This window comes from Isoptericola sp. Y541 (assembly GCF_059445465.1).
In genome coordinates, this window is the sequence record NZ_JCAIUJ010000001.1 from 775,079 (window position 1) to 791,418 (window position 16,340).

Sequence of the window (16,340 nt, forward strand, 5' to 3'; positions counted from 1 at the left end):
GGCGGGGGGTCCGAAGGGGCGTCGGGCCGGGCACGGCCCGGCAGAGGACAGCGCGCACCGCGCAGGGGGCGGGCGATGCGCGCCGTCACCGTGAGTTTGCCGCTCGGCCGGGGCGGCGTCAATATGCGAAGCGGACGATCCTCGCAACTCGAAGCCGCACCCCAGGAAAATGCGGCGTGGCCCGCGGTCGCCGCCACCTAGGCTGGGCGCCCGTGAAACGAATGGTCGAGACGGTGGCACCCGCCCGGATGGGCACCGGGTTCCGGTGGCTGATGTCGTCGTCGTGGGTGAGCAACATCGGCGATGGCGTCGCCCTGGCGGCAGGCCCCCTGCTGGTGGCCTCGCAGACGGACTCGGCGATGCTCGTCGCCCTGGCCGCGATGCTGCAGCGGCTGCCCTGGCTCGTGTTCGGCCTCTGGGCCGGCGTGCTCGCCGACCGGCTCGACCGCCGTCGTCTCGTCATCGTCGCCAACCTGCTGCGCGCCGTCGTCGTCGCCGCTCTCTGCGTGGTCATCGTGACCGGGCACGTGAACATCGCCGTGGTGCTGGCCGCGATGCTGCTCATGGGGGTCGCCGAGGTGTTCGCCGACACCACCTCGCAGACCCTGCTGCCCATGCTGGTGCGGCCCGCCGACCTCGGCATCGGCAACTCCCGCCTCCAGGCCGGGTTCCTCACCGCCAACCAGCTCGTCGGGCCGCCCGTCGGCGCGGCACTCTTCGCCGCCGGCGCCGCGTGGCCGTTCGTCCTGCAGGTCCTGACCGTGCTGCTCGCGGTGCTGCTGGTGCGCAAGCTCGTCCTCACGCCCGTACCGCCGCGTGACGGCGGGGCGGCGGGGGCAGCGGACGTGCCCCGCAAGGTGCGGCACGACATCGCCGAGGGCCTGCGGTGGATCTGGACCAACCCGCCGGTGCGCACGCTCGCTCTGGTCATCCTGGTCTTCAACGTCACCTGGGCGGCGCCCTGGGCCATCCTCGTGAAGTACTCGCTGGACCACCTGCACATGGGGCCGGTCGGGTTCGGGCTGCTCATCACCGCCTCCGCGATCGGCGGGCTGATCGGCACCTTCTCCTACGGGACCCTCGAGCGGCGCTTCTCCCTCACCACCCTGATGAAGGTGTGCCTGTCCCTCGAGGTGCTGTTCCACCTGGCGCTAGCCCTCGCGACGACGGGATGGGCCGCGATGGCGACCCTCTTCGTCTACGGCGCGTACGCGTTCGTGTGGGGCACGGTGTCGAACACCGTGCGCCAGCGCGCCACACCCACCCGGTTCCAGGGCCGCGTCGGGTCGGTCTACATGATGTGTGTTTTCGGCGGCATCGTCGTCGGCAACGCCATCGGGGGCTTGCTGGCCGAGCACTGGGGACTCACCGCGCCCATGTGGTTCGGCTTCGTCGGGGCCGGCCTCACACTCGTGCTCGTCTGGCGCCAGCTCGCGCACATCGCGCACACCCGGGCCGACTGACCGCGAGGTAGTCGAGATCCCCGCGAGGTAGTCGAGATCTCGGCGAGGTAGTTCCGATCTCCGCGAGGTAGTCCAGATCCCCGCGAGGTAGTTCGGGCTACTCCCCCGTCGCGCCGTCGGCGAGCTCGCGCGCGACGTCGAGGTGCCCCGCGTGCCGCGCGTACTCCTGCAGCACGTGGAAGCAGATCCAGGCGAGCGTGGGCGGGTCGCCGTCGTCGGCCGTGAAGCGCCCGCCGGTGGCGCCGCGCTCCGCGAGGTCGTGCGCGGCGAGGATGCGGCGCGTGCGTTCCCCGCCCGCGTGCAGCGCGGCGAGCAGCTCGTCGCGCCCGACGACGGCCGGCACGCTCCACGGCGCGTCGAGGGTGGCGTCGGCGTTGTCACCCCAGGGCCTGCCCACCTGCTCCCCGAGGAACCCCCACACGAACCAACGGCGCTCCATGTGCACCAGGTGCGTCAGCATCTCCAGCGGTGTCCAGCCCGACGGGAGCAGGCTCGTGCGCAGCTGCTCGTCGGTCAGGCCGTCGAGCTTCCGCTCCACCGTGGCGCGGTAGAAGTCGAGGTAGGACACGAACTGCGCCGCGGAGTCGGCAGAGTCCAGGCGGGGTTCGACGTCGGAGAGCGGCATGGTCCGAGGATACGGCGCACCGATCTGCGCGGAGTGCCTGCTACGCCGACTCGCCCTTCCTGGGACGAGGACGGGCGAGGCCATTGTCGTCGTTCGCGCGAGTCGCTACGCGACTCTCGTTGTCGACGGCATCGTCGACCCGGAGCCCGCCGCACGGGAGGCACTCGTTCTTCCCGCGCGGCTTCCCGCGCGGGCCGAGGGAGTCGACTTCGAAGTCTCGGCCGTGAACGAGATCATCCGTTACACAGAGGGATACCGTCCTTCCTGCAGGAGCACGGTCGAGCCGCGTGGAATGTCGCCGAAGAGCCGACAGTCATGGGCGCGGACGTCGCCCCCGCGTGCGACGTCGTCGAAGCCGAGCTGGACGAGAGCTTCCGCGTGCGCGTCCAACGCTGCTCCCCCGAAGAGCTGCGATACATGCGGGCAATGGCCGAGCTAGGACCTGACGCTCAGAAGGACAGCGACGTGGTCGCAGTCCTGAGCAAGACTTCGGAACAGGTCACACCGATCCGCGCACGACACATCAGCGGGGCCTGCTCTACACGCCGCGCCATGGGTACGCGAAGTTCACGGTTCCACAGTTCGACCGCTTCATGAAGCGCTACATGGAACTCGATTCCGTGCCGCCCGCATGACTGCCCCCACGTCGGAATGTCCGGCCAGGTGGTGCCCGCGGCGCGACTCGAACGCGCGACCTACCGCTTAGGAGGCGGTTGCTCTATCCACTGAGCTACGCAGGCTCGACCGCCGAGACGGTCGTTCGTACGAGCGCCCCTGCGGACCGCTCGACGACGCCCACAGCCTAGCGTCCGACAGCTCGACGACCGGAATCAGACCCAGCCGGCTGGGTCTGCCACCACCGACCGCAGCACTTCGCGCGCACCGCCGGTGAGCGCAGCGTGCTGGCCGGCGGCGGCGGGGCGCACGTCGACCGGCGCGAAGGGCGCGGCGAGCGCGCGCTCCTCCACCACGTCGGCCACGACGTGCCCGACCCAGCCGTACAGCTCGGAGTACGCGCCGCCGAGCACGATCGTCGAGACGTCGACGAGGTTGACGAAGGTCGCGAGCGCTGCGCCGAGCGCCCGACCCGCGCGCCGCACGGTGTCGAGCGCGGCGGCGTCGCCGGCGCGCAGCAGGTCGACCACCGCGTCCACGGGGGCGGACGTCGGCAGACCCGATCCGCGCAGCAGCACCTCCTTGCCTGCGTACTGCTCGAGGCAGCCCGTGGCGCCGCAGGAGCAGCGGGGCCCGGCCGGGTCGACGACGACGTGCCCGATCTCGCCGTTCCACCCCCGCTCCCCCAGGAAGAGCTGCCGGTCGACGACGATCCCCGCCCCCACGCCGACATCGCCGGAGACGTACAAGAACGACGGCGGCACGTCCCCGGCGAGCTCGGCGAGCGCCGCGAGCTTCGCCTCGTTCGCCACCTCGACGGCGAGCGCCCGCCCGTCGCCGGCGCGCAGGTCGAGCTCCGGCACGGGCTCGAGCGACGACCAGCCCAGGTTGGGCGCCACCTCGAGCCGGGCCCCGCGGGCGTCGACGAGCCCGGGCAGCGCGAGCCGCGCCCCGGCCACCCGCATGCCGGCGCCTTCCACCTCGGCGATCGCCTCGGCCGCGAGCGCCCGGAGCCGCCGCAGCACCTCGCGCGGGTCGGAGTCGTGCAGCGACCCGGTCACGACGCGCTCGGCGACGACGTCACCCACGAGGTCGAGCGCGCGCACCCCGAGGTAGTCGACGTTCACTTCGAGCCCCAGGCCGACGACGGACCTCCCGGCGGGCACGAGCGGGACGGCGGGCCGGCCGGCGCGCTGAGCGGCGACCGGCGGCAGCTCGACCACCAGCCGACCGGCGACGAGGCGGTCGACGAGGGTCGACACGGTGGCGCGGGTGAGGCCGGTGGCGGCGGCGACGTCGGCGCGCGACGGTGGTGTCTCGGCCTCGAAGACGGCGGCCGCGACGAGTCTCAGGTTCCGCTCGCGGAGGGTGTGCTGGCGCGAAGCCGCACTGCCGGCGGGCGCTGGTCGCGCCGGAGCGGGCGTCGTCGTCGAGGTGGCTGGCACGTGTTGACTCTAGCCCAGCGACACGCAATAGTTCAGCCATACAACAAAACGCCGTGCGGACGCGACGCCGCTTCACCGCACGCCGTCCCGGCACCGCTCGACACCCCGACCCGGCACCCACCTCAACGAGGAGAATCCCGTGAGCGACATCAAGTATTCGTTCGGCCTCTGGACCGTCGGCTGGCCGGCTGCCGACCCGTTCGGCACCGCCACCCGCCCCGACCTGGACCCGGCGGAGTCGATCCGCAAGCTGGCCGACCTCGGCGCGTGGGGCTTCACGTTCCACGACAACGACGTCTTCCCGTTCGGCGCCGAGGGCGCCGAGCGCCAGAAGCACATCGACTCGGTGAAGAAGGCCTCCGAGGAGTCCGGTCTCGTCTGCGAGATGGTCACCACCAACACCTTCACGCACCCGATCTTCAAGGACGGCGCGTTCACCTCGAACAACCGCGAGGTGCGCCGCTACGGCCTGCGCAAGGTGCTGCGCAACGCCGACCTGGCCGCGGAGATGGGTGCCTCGACGTTCGTCATGTGGGGCGGCCGCGAGGGCACGGAGTACGACAACTCCAAGGACCTGCACGCCGCGCACGCCCGCTACGCCGAGGGCATCGACACCGTCGCCTCCTACATCAAGGAGAAGGGCTACGACCTGCGCATCGCACTGGAGCCCAAGCCCAACGAGCCCCGCGGCGACATCTTCCTGCCGAGCATCGGCCACGCGATCGCCCTCATCGACACGCTCGACAACGGCGACATCGTGGGCCTCAACCCGGAGACGGGCCACGAGCAGATGGCCGGCCTCAACTACACCCACGGCCTCGCCCTGGCGCTGTACGCGGGCAAGCTGTTCCACATCGACCTCAACGGCCAGCACGGCCCGAAGTACGACCAGGACCTGGTCTTCGGCCACGGCGACCTGCTGAGCGCGTTCTTCACGGTCGACATGCTCGAGAACGGCTTCCCGAACGGCGGCCCGACGTATGACGGCCCGCGCCACTTCGACTACAAGCCGAGCCGCACCGAGTACCTCGACGGCGTGTGGGAGTCGGCCAAGGCGAACATGGAGACGTACGACATGCTCGCCGCGAAGGCCAAGGCCTACCGCGAAGACACCGAGGTGCAGAAGGCCTTCGAGCACGCCGGCATCTTCGAGCTGGGCGAGACGACGATGGCCGCGGGCGAGTCGTTCGACGACTTCCTCGCCGACCGGTCCGCCTACGAGGACGTCGACATCGACGCGGTCGCCGAGCGCGACTACGGTCTGGTGCGGCTGCACCAGCTCGCGCTGAAGCACCTCATCGGCTGACCCGAACCACCGATCGCAGGTTGAGCCTGTCGAGACCGCGCCCGCGGGTTTCGACAGGCTCAACCTGCAACGCCCCCGTACCGAGAAGGAAGCAACGATGCCCCTCGTCGCCGGCGTGGACACCTCCACGCAGTCCTGCAAGATCGTCGTCCGTGACGCCGAGACCGGGCGGCTGGTGCGCTCCGGCACCGCCAGGCACCCCGACGGCACGTCGATCGACCCGCAGCACTGGTGGGACGCGTTCGTCGCCGCGTCGGCCGAGGCCGGCGGGCTCGCCGACGTCGCCGCGATCTCCGTCGGCGGGCAGCAGCACGGGCTCATCGCCCTCGACGCCGAGGGCCGCGTGATCCGCGACGCGATCCTGTGGAACGACACCCGCTCCGCGCCTGCGGCCGAGGACCTCATCAGCGAGCTGGGCGACCCCTCGACCCTTCGACAGGCTCAGGACGGCGCAGGCTCAGGACGGCGCGGCGACCGCGACGCCGGCGCGCAGGCCTGGGCCGACGCGGTCGGCTCCGTGCTCGTCGCGTCCCTCACCATCACCAAGCTGCGCTGGCTGCGCGACGCCGAGCCCGAGAACGCGGCGCGCGTCGCCGCCGTCGCGCTCCCGCACGACTGGCTGACCTGGCGCATCGCCGGGTACGGGCCCGAGGGCGAGACGCCGCTCGGCCCGCAGCTCGACGCGCTCTTCACCGACCGCTCCGACGCGTCCGGCACCGGGTACTACGACGCCGAGGCAGACGGAGGCGCGGGCGCCTACCGCCCCGACCTGCTGCGGCTGGCCCTCGGCCGCGACGACGTGCTCCTGCCCCGCGTGCTCGGCCCGGCGGAGTCCGGCGGCGTGGCGCACGCCTCGGTGGCCGGCACGGACGTCCCGGACGGCGCCCTGCTCGGCCCCGGCGCCGGCGACAACGCCGCCGCGGCCCTCGCCCTCGGCATGAGCCCCGGGGACATCGCCATCTCCATCGGCACGTCGGGCGTCGTGTCCGCCGTGGCGCCGGCGCGCACTGCCGACGGCACCGGCGCGATCAACGGCTTCGCCGACGCGACCGGCAACGCCCTGATGCTCGCCGTCACGCTCAACGCCGCCCGCGTGCTCGACGCCGCCCGGTCGGTGCTCGACGTCGACGTGCACGCGCTCGCCGACCTGGCGCTGGCCGCGCCCCCCGGCGCGGACGGCCTCGTGCTGGTGCCCTACCTCGAGGGCGAGCGCACCCCGAACCGGCCCGACGCGACCGGCACGCTGCACGGCATCCGGCTGGCGACGTCCACCCGCGAGCACCTCGCCCGCGCGTACGTCGAGGGCATGCTGTGCGGGCTGGCGGACGGCCTCGACGCCCTGCGGGAGCGGGGCGTGCCCATCGAGCGGGTCATGCTCATCGGCGGCGCGGCGCAGTCGCCTGCCGTGCAGCAGGTGGCCACCCAGGTCTTCGGGCTCGAGATCGCCATCCCCGAGCCCGGCGAGTACGTGGCCGACGGCGCCGCGCGCCAGGCGGCGTGGGTGCTCGCGGCGGCCGACGACGCCGGCGCGGACGCCCCGGCGTGGTCCACGACCGTCGCCACCACGCTCGACGCCGACCCGCAGCCGGTGATCCGCGAGCAGTACGCCGCCGTCCGCGACCTGGCCTGAGCCGTTGACCTGGTCGACGCGGTCCGCGCGGCCCACCTCGCAGCGGTCGAGGAGCGGGCCTGGCCGTCGGCCTGCTGGCCGCCGAGGGCGCGGTGAGCCTCCACGACCCCGTCGTTACCTCTGGCTACCCCGCACGGCGGCTGGCTGATGTTCGGCATGGGCGGGCTCCCGAGCAGGCAGGCCAGCCCCGCAGCGAGGAACCACCAGCCCGACTAGCCGGCGACGGGGTCGGCGGCGAACGAGACGGTGATGTCGTCGAGGGTGACGTCGGTCAGCGGCTGCTCGGGCAGGCCGTACAGGAACCCGGCCGCGGCGTGCACGTCGCGCGCGGTGACGTGCACGAGGTGGATGCGCCGGAAGACGGGCGTGGACGCGTCCACGGGGTGCGGGTTCCGGTCGGACACGTGCGGCTCCTTGCCGTCCCGGCCGCAGAAGTAGAAGGGGTTGATCACGAACGGACACAGGTTTCGCACTACCTCGCGGGAGGTCGGGGCTCCCTCGGGGTTGCGCGGGTGTAGGTGCGGATGCGGTAGCTCACGGCACCAGGACCGGACGAGGTCGCCCACTCCGCGCCGTCGTCGAGCGCCACGATCCCGTCGGCAGGTACCCACGCGTCGGGGGCGACGGCGGGGGCGAACGTGTCGCCCTCGACGTCGAGGTCGATCTGCGTGACGACGAGCCGGTCCGCGAGCGCCAGCGCGGCGGCGTAGAGCTCGCCGCCGCCCATGACCCAGGTCTCGTCGCCGCCCGGGGCGGCGGCCGCCACGGCCAGTGCCTCGTCCAGGGAGCCGGCCGCGACGGCGCCGTCGTCCGCCCAGCCCTGCTGCCGGGTCACGACGACGTTCGTCCGGCCGGGCAGCGGGCGGCGCGGCAACGACTCCCACGTGCGGCGCCCCATGACGACGGGATGCCCGGCGGTGGTGGCCTTGAAGTGCGCGAAGTCCTCGGGCACTCGCCACGGGATGGTTCCGGACGCGCCGATGACGGGCCGGCCCGCAGCGTCGCGCGCCTGGGCCCAGATCAGCCCGATCACACCGCGACCGGGGCCTTGATGCCCGGGTGGTGCTGGTAGCCCAGCACCTCGATGTCCTCGTAGGCGTAGTCGAAGATCGAGTCCCGCGGCGCGAGCGTCAGCCTCGGGTAGGGGTACGGGTCGCGCGCGAGCTGGGTGCGCACCTGCTCCACGTGGTTGTCGTAGACGTGGCAGTCGCCGCCCGTCCAGACGAACTCCCCCACCTCGAGGCCGGTCTGCGCGGCGACCATGTGCGTGAGCAGCGCGTACGACGCGATGTTGAACGGCACGCCGAGGAACAGGTCGGCCGAGCGCTGGTAGAGCTGGCAGCTCAGCTTCCCGTCGGCCACGTAGAACTGGAACAGCAGGTGGCACGGCGGCAGCGCCATGTCCGCGAGCTCGGCCACGTTCCACGCGCTCACGATGAGGCGCCGCGAGTCGGGGTCGACCTTGATCTGGTCGATGACGCTCGCGATCTGGTCCACGTGCTGTCCCCCCGGCGTCGGCCACGACCGCCACTGCACGCCGTAGACCGGGCCCAGCTCGCCCTCCGGCGACGCCCACTCGTCCCAGATCGACACGCCGCGCTCCTGCAGCCAGCGCACGTTCGACTCGCCACGCAGGAACCAGAGCAGCTCGTACGCGATCGACTTCAGGTGCACCCGCTTGGTGGTGATCAGCGGGAAACCCTGGCTCAGGTCGTACCGGAGCTGCCGGCCGAACACGCTGCGCGTGCCCGTCCCCGTGCGGTCGTCCTTGTGCGTGCCGTGCTCCAGCACGTCGCGCAGGAGGTCTTCATAAGGCGTGGGGATCGCGGCCATGCCGGCCAGTCTAGGTTCGTCCGCCAGTCGATGGCCGACGCCCTGACGATGTGTCGGGACCGTGGCAGGATCCGTCGCGACAACGAGAGAGAGGCAGCTCATGAGCACAGCCCCGGACGCCTCCGGCCGAGACGGCCAGGCACCACCTCGCCCGCGCCGCAGCCGTGCAAGCAAAGCTGCTCTGGCGGGTTCGGTGCTCGTCGCCGCCGGCGCGCTCGTCCGTCTGCCGATGCTCGTCGATGGAAGCGATGGCCCGTTCATCGGCGGGCTGGTAATCGGCCTGGCGATCGCCGTCCTGATCTTCGCCTGGTACGGGCGCCGGATGCGGCGCCAGCTGTCGACGGTCGCTCGTGCCCGCCCGTTCGCGGAGGTCGTGCTCGTCCTGACCACGCCGGAGCTTTTCTCCGAGGCTCGTCGCCTGGGCGTGGGCACCCGACGCATCTCCGCGACGAGCAGCGAATACGCCGTTCTCGCTGTTCTTCCCGACCTGGCCGAGATCTGGTTCCGGGGCGACGACGTGCCCCGGTGGCAGGTCGACCGGTCGCCAGCGACGTCGGTGCGCGTGGAGCAGGTCCGCATCCAGCTGGGCACCTTCGACCAGCTCCACGTCGCCGACACCCGGGCTTCTCTCGACGTCGTCCCCGTCGACCCGCGTGTGAGCCGGCTGCTCTCCCGGTCGGCGCGACGAGTCGAGCTTGAGCGAACACTCCGCGTACTCGGCGAGGAAGTCGCGGTTCGGGGCGGCAGTTCGGGTTCAGGTCGGCAGTTCGAACTGCCGACCTGAACCCGAACTGCCGTCCCGACGTCTCCGACGTCACACCGATCGGGTGTCACGTCTCGACCCCGCCGTGCGGTCGACATGGTGAGAGCGCCCACAGGGCGCGGCGGAGGAGGAGACCATGCAGCGCATCGTCGTCGTCGGTGGTGGCTACGCCGGGTTCACGGCGGCCCGCGAGCTCGAGAAGGGCCTCCGGCGCGAGCTGCGCCGGGGCGACGCCGAGCTCGTCCTCGTCGACCCGCGCCCGTACATGACGTACCAGCCGTTCCTGCCCGAGGTCGTCGCCGGGTCGATCGAGGCCCGGCACGCGGCGGTGTCGCACCGGCGGCACCTGCGCCGCACGCGGCTCGTCGACGGGACGGTGGAGCGCATCGACCACGCGGCCCGCGCCGTCGTCGTGCGCCCCCGCTCCGGCGAGCCCTACCGGCTGGCCTACGACACGGTGGTGGTCACGGCGGGCGCGGTGACCCGTGTCTTCCCGGTCCCGGGCGTCGCCGAGCACGCGATCGGCATGAAGCACGTGGAGGAGGCCGTCGCGATCCGCGACCGGCTGCTCACCTCGTTCGACGAGGCGGCGAGCCTGCCGCGCGGCCCGGAGCGACAGCGGCTGCTCACGGTGACGTTCGTGGGCGGCGGCTTCTCCGGCGTCGAGGGGTTCGCCGAGCTCCTGTCTTTCGCCCACGACCTGCTGCGCAGGTACCCCGAGGTCGATACCTCCGAGCTCCGGTTCCACCTGGTGGAGCGGAACGACCGCATCCTGCCGGAGGTCTCGGACCGCCCGGGCCGCTGGGTGGGGGAACAGCTCGAGCGGCGGGGGGCGCACGTCCACCTCGGCACAGGGCTGGCCTCGGCGGAAGGCGGCGTCGTGACCCTCTCGACGGGCGAGTCCTTCGCCTCGGGCCTGCTGGTCTGGACGGCGGGCAACGCGGCGAACCCCGTCGTCGCGACCCACACCGACCTGCCGGTCGACGCGCGCGGGTACGTCGTCGTGCGGCCCGACCTGCGGGTCGGGACCGACGACGCGCCGGTCGACGACGCGTGGGCCGCGGGCGACGGCGCCGCGGTGCCCGACCTCGCCGTCCCGCGCCCGGGCGCGCTCGCCGTCCCCAACGCGCAGCACGCCGTGCGGCAGGGCCGGCGCCTGGCCAGCAACCTCGTCGCGGCCCGCCGCGGGCGGCCGACTCGCCCGTACGTGCACGGGAGCCTCGGGGTGGTCGCCACCCTCGGCCTCGGCTCCGGCGTCTTCCAGTACCGCCGGCTGGTGGTGCGCGGGCGTCTCGCGTGGCTGATGCACCGCGGCTACCACGTCCTCGCGATCCCCACGTGGGAGCGCAAGGTCCGGGTGGCGGCGGTGTGGCTCACGGCCGCGGCGTTCGGGCGCGACGTCGTGTCGCTGGCCGCAGTGCAGACGCCCCGGGCCGCGTTCGCGGCCGCGGTACCGCCGGTCCCCGCCGAGCACGACGAGGCGAAGGCCGACAGGCCGCTCCGCACGGCCTGAGCACGACCGGCTGAACACGACCGGGCTGAACACGACCGGGCTCAGCCCGCGGCGGCGTACCCGGCGAGCTTGTCGGGGTTGACCTGCACGTACAGGTGCTCCACCAGGCCGTCCACGACGTCGAGGGAGACGAGCGCGAAGGGCGAGGCGTCGACGACGACGACGATCGCGGGCAGGCCGTTGGCCTCGAGGGCGCGCACCTCGCCGACGTTCCAGTACTTGCGCCACACGTTGTCGAAGAACAGCGACACCCGGGCCGGCCCCACGAGCTCGGTGCGCGACGCGTGCACGCGCCCGCCGCCGTCGGGGCGGGCGACGACGTCGTCGGCGAGGTAGCGCTCGAACCGGGCCAGGTCGCCCTCGTGCGCGGCGGCGACGAACTCGTCGAGCAGGCGCCGGTGCTCTCCCGCTTCCACGGGCACGGCCTCCCGGCGGCCGAACCGGTCGCGGGCCCGGCGGGCGAGCTGCCGCGCGTTCGCCTCGCTGAGGTCGAGGATCTCCGCGACGCGCCGGTGCGGGTACCCGAACGCCTCGCGCAGCACGTAGACGGCGCGCTCGACCGGCGTGAGTCGCTCCATCAGCAGCAATGTCGCCGTCTCCAGCGCCTCGGCCCGCTCGGCGCCCAGCGCCGGGTCCTCGGAGGTGTCGACCGGCTCGGGCAGCCAGGGGCCCACGTAGGTCTCGCGCCGAGCGCGCGCGGAGGTCGCGGCGTTGATGGCGAGCCGGGTCGTCACGGTGGTGAGGAACGCGGCGGGGTTCTGCACGGCGTCGTGGTCGGCGCCCTGCCAGCGGATCCAGGCGTCCTGCACCACGTCCTCCGCCTCCGCGACGCCGCCCAGCATGCGGTACGCGATGCCGAACAGCTGCGGGCGGACGGCGAGGAACGCGTCGAGCGCCCCGGAATCCTCGGTCTCGTCGAGGGCGCCGGGGCGCTCCCGCGCGGGCGGGCGCGTGGTCATGCGGTCACGCTACGCCGCGGGTCGTGCGAGAGCGGTCACGCGGCCCGTCGGGCGGCGACGAACTCGGAGTACGTCACCGTGCCGTGCCGCGAGTCGCCCTGCGGCACGATCGAGTCCTCGGCGAGCACGGCCCCGAAGTAGGGGGCGGCCGGATCGGCCACCACCTCGCGGTCGTCGCCGGCGGCGGCGAGCGCGGCCCGGATGAACCCGTCGAACCGCACCCGTTCCGGGCCCGCGACCTCGACGACGCCGTTCGTGGGCTCGGCCGCGGCGAGCTCCGCGACGGCCCGCGCCACGTCCGCCGACGCGATCGGCTGGAACGCGACCGGCGGGATGCGCACCACGCCGTTCGTCGTCGCGCCGTCGGCGATCCGCGGCCCGAACTCGAAGAACTGCGTGGCCCGCACCACCGACCAGCTGGTGCCCGCGGCGCGGATCAGCTCCTCCTGCGCCGCCTTTGCCCGCAGGTACCCGGAGTCCGGGTTGCGGTCGGTGCCGACGATCGAGAGCGCGACGTGGTGCCGCACCCCCGCCCGCTTCTCGGCGTCGAGCAGCGTGCGGGTCGACGTCGTGAAGAAGCGCAGCACGTCGTCGTCCGCGAAGGACGGCGAGTTCGACACGTCCACCACGACGTCGGCGCCCGCGAGCGCCTCGTCCACGCCCTGGCCCGTGAGGGTGTCCACGCCCGTGCTGGGCGCGGCCGTGACGGCCTCGTGGCCGGCACCCTTCAGGTCCGCGATGACCTAGCTGCCGATGAGGCCGGTCCCACCGACGACGACGATCTTCATGACGATCTCCTCTCCTGGGTGCGGCCCGTGGCCGCCTGACACCTGCTCGACCGGACAGGGCGTCGCGGCGTGACACCGGGAGAGCTCGGCGCAGGAGTGCGAGGATCGACTCATGACGGACCAGAGCCCCACGACCGACAGCTCGAGCGACCCGGCGCCCGCCGTGACGCCGTCGCCCACCGACCCGCTGTGGGTGGAGCGCACCGGCACGCGCACGTATCGCGGCTTCTCCGCGCGCGGCGCGACCGTCGAGGTCGGCCCGGTCGAGGCCGGCGCGGTCTTCACCCCCGGCGAGCTGCTGAAGGTGGCGCTCGCCGCGTGCGCCGGGATGAGCAGCGACGTGAAGTTCTCCCGCGTGCTGGGCGACGACTACAAGGTCGTCGTCCGGGTGGAGGACCCCAAGGACCTGGACGAGGACCGCTACCCGGTGCTCACGGAGCGCTTCGAGATCGACCTGTCGGGGCTCGACGAGCAGACCCGCAACAAGACGCTCCTGCTGGCGCAGCGCTCCATCGACCGCGTCTGCACCGTGGGCCGCACGCTCAAGGCCGGCGCGCTCGTGCCGCCCGCGGTGTTCGAGCAGCCGGAGGCCGAGGACGAGGCGGAGGCCTCATGATGCCGCGCGACGTGGACCCGACCGACGAGACCACGCCGGGCGGCGAGGTCGTGCAGCCGGACGGCGCGGAAGCGGGCGCCACCGGCGACGCCGTGTCGCGGCGCGAGGAGTGGGCGAAGTACCGACCGACGCCGATGCTCGACTCGCTCCTCGACAAGGCGGTCACCATCCCGTCGGCGGCGATCCACAAGCACGTGGACCGGCTGCGGGCACGCAACCCCGAGGCCGACCCTGCGCACATCGTCCGGCTGCTGGAGAAGGAGTACCTGACCCTGCTCACGACGGCCGGCGGCGCGGTGGGCGCCGCCGCGACCGCGCCGGCGGTGGGCACGGCGGCTGCCACGGCCCTCACCACGGGCGACGTCGCGACGTTCTTCGCCTCCTCCTCGGCCTTCGCCCTGGCCGTGGCCGACGTGCACGGCGTCGAGATCGACGACGTGCCGCGCCGCCGGGCGCTGCTGCTCGCGACCGTGCTGGGCGACCGCGGCGCGCGTGACGTGGAGAACGCCATCGGCGGCTCGACCGTGGCGTGGGGCAAGGTGCTCCTGACGTCGATGCCACAGACCACGCTCAAGCGGGTCAACAAGATGCTCACCCGCCAGTTCCTCAAGCGGCAGGTCGCCAAGCAGGGGTCGTTGGCGCTGGGGCGGCTGCTGCCGTTCGGCGTCGGGATCGTCGTGGGCGTCACGGGCGGACGCGCGCTCGGGCACGGCGTGGTGGCGCAGTCGCGCCGTGCGTTCGGGCCGCCGCCGGATCGCTTCCCGCGCGTCGTGGAGGGATCGCTCGAGGGCGGGCCGCCCCGCCGTCGGGCGCTCGACGCGGGCGGCGGACGGCGGACGCCGAGCCGGTGGCTGCCGCGCCGCAAGGGCCCCACGGAGGAGCAGTGACGCTCGTGCGGGCCCGGCGATGACGGCGGAACGTCCGGCCCGTCGCGTCGAGGTGGCGCGGATCGTGCCCGCGGAGGCCTCCGTCGCGTTCGCCTGGGTGGCGGACCTGCGCACCCACCCCCGCTGGATCGTCGCGACCCGCCTCGAGGGCCCGGCGGGGCCCGGGCCCGAGGTCGGCTCCCGCTACGCGATGGCCAGCGGCCCGGGCGCCCGCCGCGATCCCCGCAGCGCCCTAGGCCGCCTGGTGGTCGTGGACCACATGGCCGTCGAGCTGCTCGAGCGCCCGTCCACCACGGCGGCGCGCGTGGGCCGCACCCGGCTGCACAAGCTCGGGCCCGTGCTTCGGGGCGACGCCGGGTTCGACGTCGTGCCCCTGAACGCCGGGCAGTGCCGCGTCGTGTGGTGGGAGGAGGCGTACCTCGCCGGGCCGCTCCCCCGCGTCCTCACGGACCCCCTGGTCGGGCTGTTCCTCCGCGGGTTCATGCAGGTCTCACTGGCCCGCCTGTCCCGGCGGATCACCCGCCCGGGCCGGTAGAGTCGCCGACGTGAGCACCGAGCCAGCCCCTGCACAGGACCTCACCGGCCGCCTTGACGACCTACGCCGCGAGTACGCGGACCTGCAGGCGCGCAGCCTGAAGCTCGACCTCACCCGCGGCAAGCCGTCGGCCGAGCAGCTCGACCTCGCCGAGCCGCTGCTGGCCCTGCCGGGCGAGGGCGTGCACACCGACGACACCGGCGCCGACGCCCGCAACTACGGCGGGCTCGCGGGCCTGCCGCAGCTGCGACGCATCTTCGCCGAGCTGCTCGGGGTACCGGTGGACCAGCTGCTCGCCCAGGGGAACGCGTCCCTCACCCTCATGTACGACACGGTGGTGCAGGCCCTGCTGTTCGGCGTGCCCGGGTCCGAGCGCCCGTGGTCGCGCGAGGAGCAGATCACGTTCCTGTGCCCCGTGCCCGGCTACGACCGGCACTTCGCGATCTGCGAGGAGCTGGGCATCCGCATGGTCACGGTGCCGATAACCCCCGACGGCCCGGACGCCGAGGCCGTCGCCGCGCTCGTCGCCGACGACCCGAGTATCAAGAGCCTGTGGGTGGTCCCGACCTACGGCAACCCGGACGGCTCCGTGGTCTCCGAGGCCGTGGCCCGCCGCCTGGTGTCGATGCCCGCCGCGGCCCCCGACTTCCGCATCATCTGGGACAACGCCTACGCCGTGCACCACCTCACGGAGCACGAGACGAAGTCGGCGAACGCGATCGAGCTCGCCGCCGAGGCCGGCCACCCCGACCGGGTGCTGATGTACGCGTCGACGTCCAAGATCACGTTCGCCGGGTCCGGGATCGCGTTCTTCGCGGCGTCGCCCACCAACGTCGCCTGGTTCACGAAGCACCTCGGCATCCGGTCCATCGGCCCGGACAAGGTCAACCACCTGCGCCACGCCATCTTCTTCGGCGACGCCGAGGGCGTCCGCGCCCACATGCGCAAGCACCGCGAGATCCTCGCGCCCAAGTTCGCCGCCGTCACGACGACCCTGGCCGAGCGCCTCGGCGACCTCGGGATCGCGACCTGGACGGAGCCTCAGGGCGGCTACTTCGTGTCGGTCGACGTCGAGCCGGGGACGGCGTCGCGCGTGGTGCAGCTCGCCAAGGAGGCGGGCATCGCGCTGACGCCGGCCGGGGCCACCTTCCCGTACCGCCGCGACCCGCTGGACCGCAACATCCGGTTGGCGCCCACGATGCCGCCGCTGGACGAGGTGCGCGTCGCCATGGACGGCGTCGCCACCTGCATCCTGCTCGCCGCCGCGGAGGCCGCCTCGCTCGCGGGTTGAGCCTGTCGCACCCGAACGCTGTGGGCACGAAATCGGGGACTATTCGGTCACGGATAGTCCCCGATCTCGTG

16 protein-coding genes, 1 tRNA gene and 1 pseudogene are annotated in these 16,340 nt (G+C 73.1%); 10 read left to right on the top strand and 8 right to left on the bottom strand.

Annotated features, from left to right (window positions below):
• The first annotated feature begins 221 nt into the window (after positions 1–221).
• Positions 222–1,463, top strand: a complete 1,242-nt coding sequence (locus tag AC1C2V_RS03485) for an MFS transporter (RefSeq protein WP_495388443.1) — start codon at positions 222–224, stop codon at positions 1,461–1,463.
• Between the two features lie 97 nt (positions 1,464–1,560).
• Here the strand turns inward: AC1C2V_RS03485 and AC1C2V_RS03490 are convergent, their stop codons facing one another.
• Positions 1,561–2,088: a DinB family protein gene (locus AC1C2V_RS03490; protein WP_495388167.1), complete on the bottom strand. Its 528-nt coding sequence runs from the start codon at positions 2,086–2,088 to the stop codon at positions 1,561–1,563.
• A 426-nt stretch (positions 2,089–2,514) separates the two neighbouring features.
• Here AC1C2V_RS03490 and AC1C2V_RS03495 point away from each other — a divergent pair.
• Positions 2,515–2,723, top strand: a pseudogene (locus AC1C2V_RS03495) (DUF8462 domain-containing protein).
• 29 nt (positions 2,724–2,752) lie between these two features.
• Here AC1C2V_RS03495 and AC1C2V_RS03500 read toward each other — a convergent pair.
• Both AC1C2V_RS03500 and AC1C2V_RS03505 read right to left on the bottom strand, forming a co-directional pair.
• Positions 2,753–2,828: transfer RNA gene (locus AC1C2V_RS03500), tRNA-Arg, on the bottom strand.
• 90 nt (positions 2,829–2,918) lie between these two features.
• Positions 2,919–4,148 carry an ROK family transcriptional regulator gene (locus AC1C2V_RS03505; protein WP_495388168.1) on the bottom strand — a complete coding sequence of 410 codons (1,230 nt, stop codon included), beginning with the start codon at positions 4,146–4,148 and terminating at the stop codon, positions 2,919–2,921.
• 139 nt (positions 4,149–4,287) lie between these two features.
• Between AC1C2V_RS03505 and xylA the strand changes: the two genes are divergently transcribed.
• The gene (gene xylA / locus AC1C2V_RS03510) at positions 4,288–5,454 is read left to right on the top strand and encodes a xylose isomerase (protein ID WP_495388169.1); all 1,167 of its coding nucleotides are present in this window, start codon (positions 4,288–4,290) and stop codon (positions 5,452–5,454) included.
• A 97-nt stretch (positions 5,455–5,551) separates the two neighbouring features.
• The gene (locus AC1C2V_RS03515) at positions 5,552–7,084 is read left to right on the top strand and encodes an FGGY family carbohydrate kinase (RefSeq protein ID WP_495388170.1); all 1,533 of its coding nucleotides are present in this window, start codon (positions 5,552–5,554) and stop codon (positions 7,082–7,084) included.
• Positions 7,085–7,296: 212 nt separating this feature from the next.
• Here AC1C2V_RS03515 and AC1C2V_RS03520 read toward each other — a convergent pair whose 3' ends face one another.
• From AC1C2V_RS03520 to AC1C2V_RS03530, 3 genes are read right to left on the bottom strand one after another with little or no spacing between them, the layout of a single operon-like run.
• Entirely contained in the window at positions 7,297–7,536 is a 240-nt protein-coding gene (locus AC1C2V_RS03520) for a hypothetical protein (protein ID WP_495388171.1), read from the bottom strand.
• Between the two features lie 20 nt (positions 7,537–7,556).
• Positions 7,557–8,117, bottom strand: coding sequence for a dihydrofolate reductase (locus AC1C2V_RS03525; RefSeq protein ID WP_495388172.1), 561 nt, complete (start codon positions 8,115–8,117; stop codon positions 7,557–7,559).
• A complete protein-coding gene (locus tag AC1C2V_RS03530; protein ID WP_495388173.1) occupies positions 8,114–8,917 on the bottom strand; it encodes a thymidylate synthase in 804 nt (267 codons plus the stop codon). The genes AC1C2V_RS03525 and AC1C2V_RS03530 overlap by 4 nt, the downstream gene beginning before the upstream one ends.
• Positions 8,918–9,110: 193 nt before the next feature.
• On the opposite strand from AC1C2V_RS03530, the gene AC1C2V_RS03535 reads away from it, so the two are divergent.
• A complete protein-coding gene (locus tag AC1C2V_RS03535; RefSeq protein ID WP_495388174.1) occupies positions 9,111–9,701 on the top strand; it encodes a hypothetical protein in 591 nt (196 codons plus the stop codon).
• A 115-nt stretch (positions 9,702–9,816) separates the two neighbouring features.
• The gene (locus AC1C2V_RS03540) at positions 9,817–11,193 is read left to right on the top strand and encodes an NAD(P)/FAD-dependent oxidoreductase (protein ID WP_495388175.1); all 1,377 of its coding nucleotides are present in this window, start codon (positions 9,817–9,819) and stop codon (positions 11,191–11,193) included.
• Positions 11,194–11,234: 41 nt separating this feature from the next.
• Here the strand turns inward: AC1C2V_RS03540 and sigJ are convergent, their stop codons facing one another.
• Entirely contained in the window at positions 11,235–12,152 is a 918-nt protein-coding gene (gene sigJ, locus AC1C2V_RS03545; protein ID WP_495388176.1) for an RNA polymerase sigma factor SigJ, read from the bottom strand.
• A gap of 35 nt (positions 12,153–12,187) precedes the next feature.
• A complete protein-coding gene (locus tag AC1C2V_RS03550) occupies positions 12,188–12,835 on the bottom strand; it encodes an SDR family oxidoreductase (RefSeq protein ID WP_495388177.1) in 648 nt (215 codons plus the stop codon).
• 217 nt (positions 12,836–13,052) lie between these two features.
• Between AC1C2V_RS03550 and AC1C2V_RS03555 the strand changes: the two genes are divergently transcribed.
• The 4 genes from AC1C2V_RS03555 to AC1C2V_RS03570 are packed head-to-tail and all read left to right on the top strand — an operon-like array spanning position 13,053 to position 16,269.
• Positions 13,053–13,556 (top strand): OsmC family protein, encoded by a 504-nt coding sequence (locus tag AC1C2V_RS03555; RefSeq protein ID WP_495388178.1) that lies wholly within the window; start codon positions 13,053–13,055, stop codon positions 13,554–13,556.
• Positions 13,553–14,443: a hypothetical protein gene (locus AC1C2V_RS03560; RefSeq protein WP_495388179.1), complete on the top strand. Its 891-nt coding sequence runs from the start codon at positions 13,553–13,555 to the stop codon at positions 14,441–14,443. Before AC1C2V_RS03555 ends, AC1C2V_RS03560 begins: the two co-directional genes overlap by 4 nt.
• Before the next feature lie 19 nt (positions 14,444–14,462).
• Positions 14,463–14,978, top strand: coding sequence for an SRPBCC family protein (locus tag AC1C2V_RS03565; RefSeq protein WP_495388180.1), 516 nt, complete (start codon positions 14,463–14,465; stop codon positions 14,976–14,978).
• Positions 14,979–14,988: 10 nt separating this feature from the next.
• Positions 14,989–16,269, top strand: a complete 1,281-nt coding sequence (locus AC1C2V_RS03570) for an aspartate aminotransferase type Ic (protein WP_495388181.1) — start codon at positions 14,989–14,991, stop codon at positions 16,267–16,269.
• Positions 16,270–16,340: the final 71 nt, after the last annotated feature.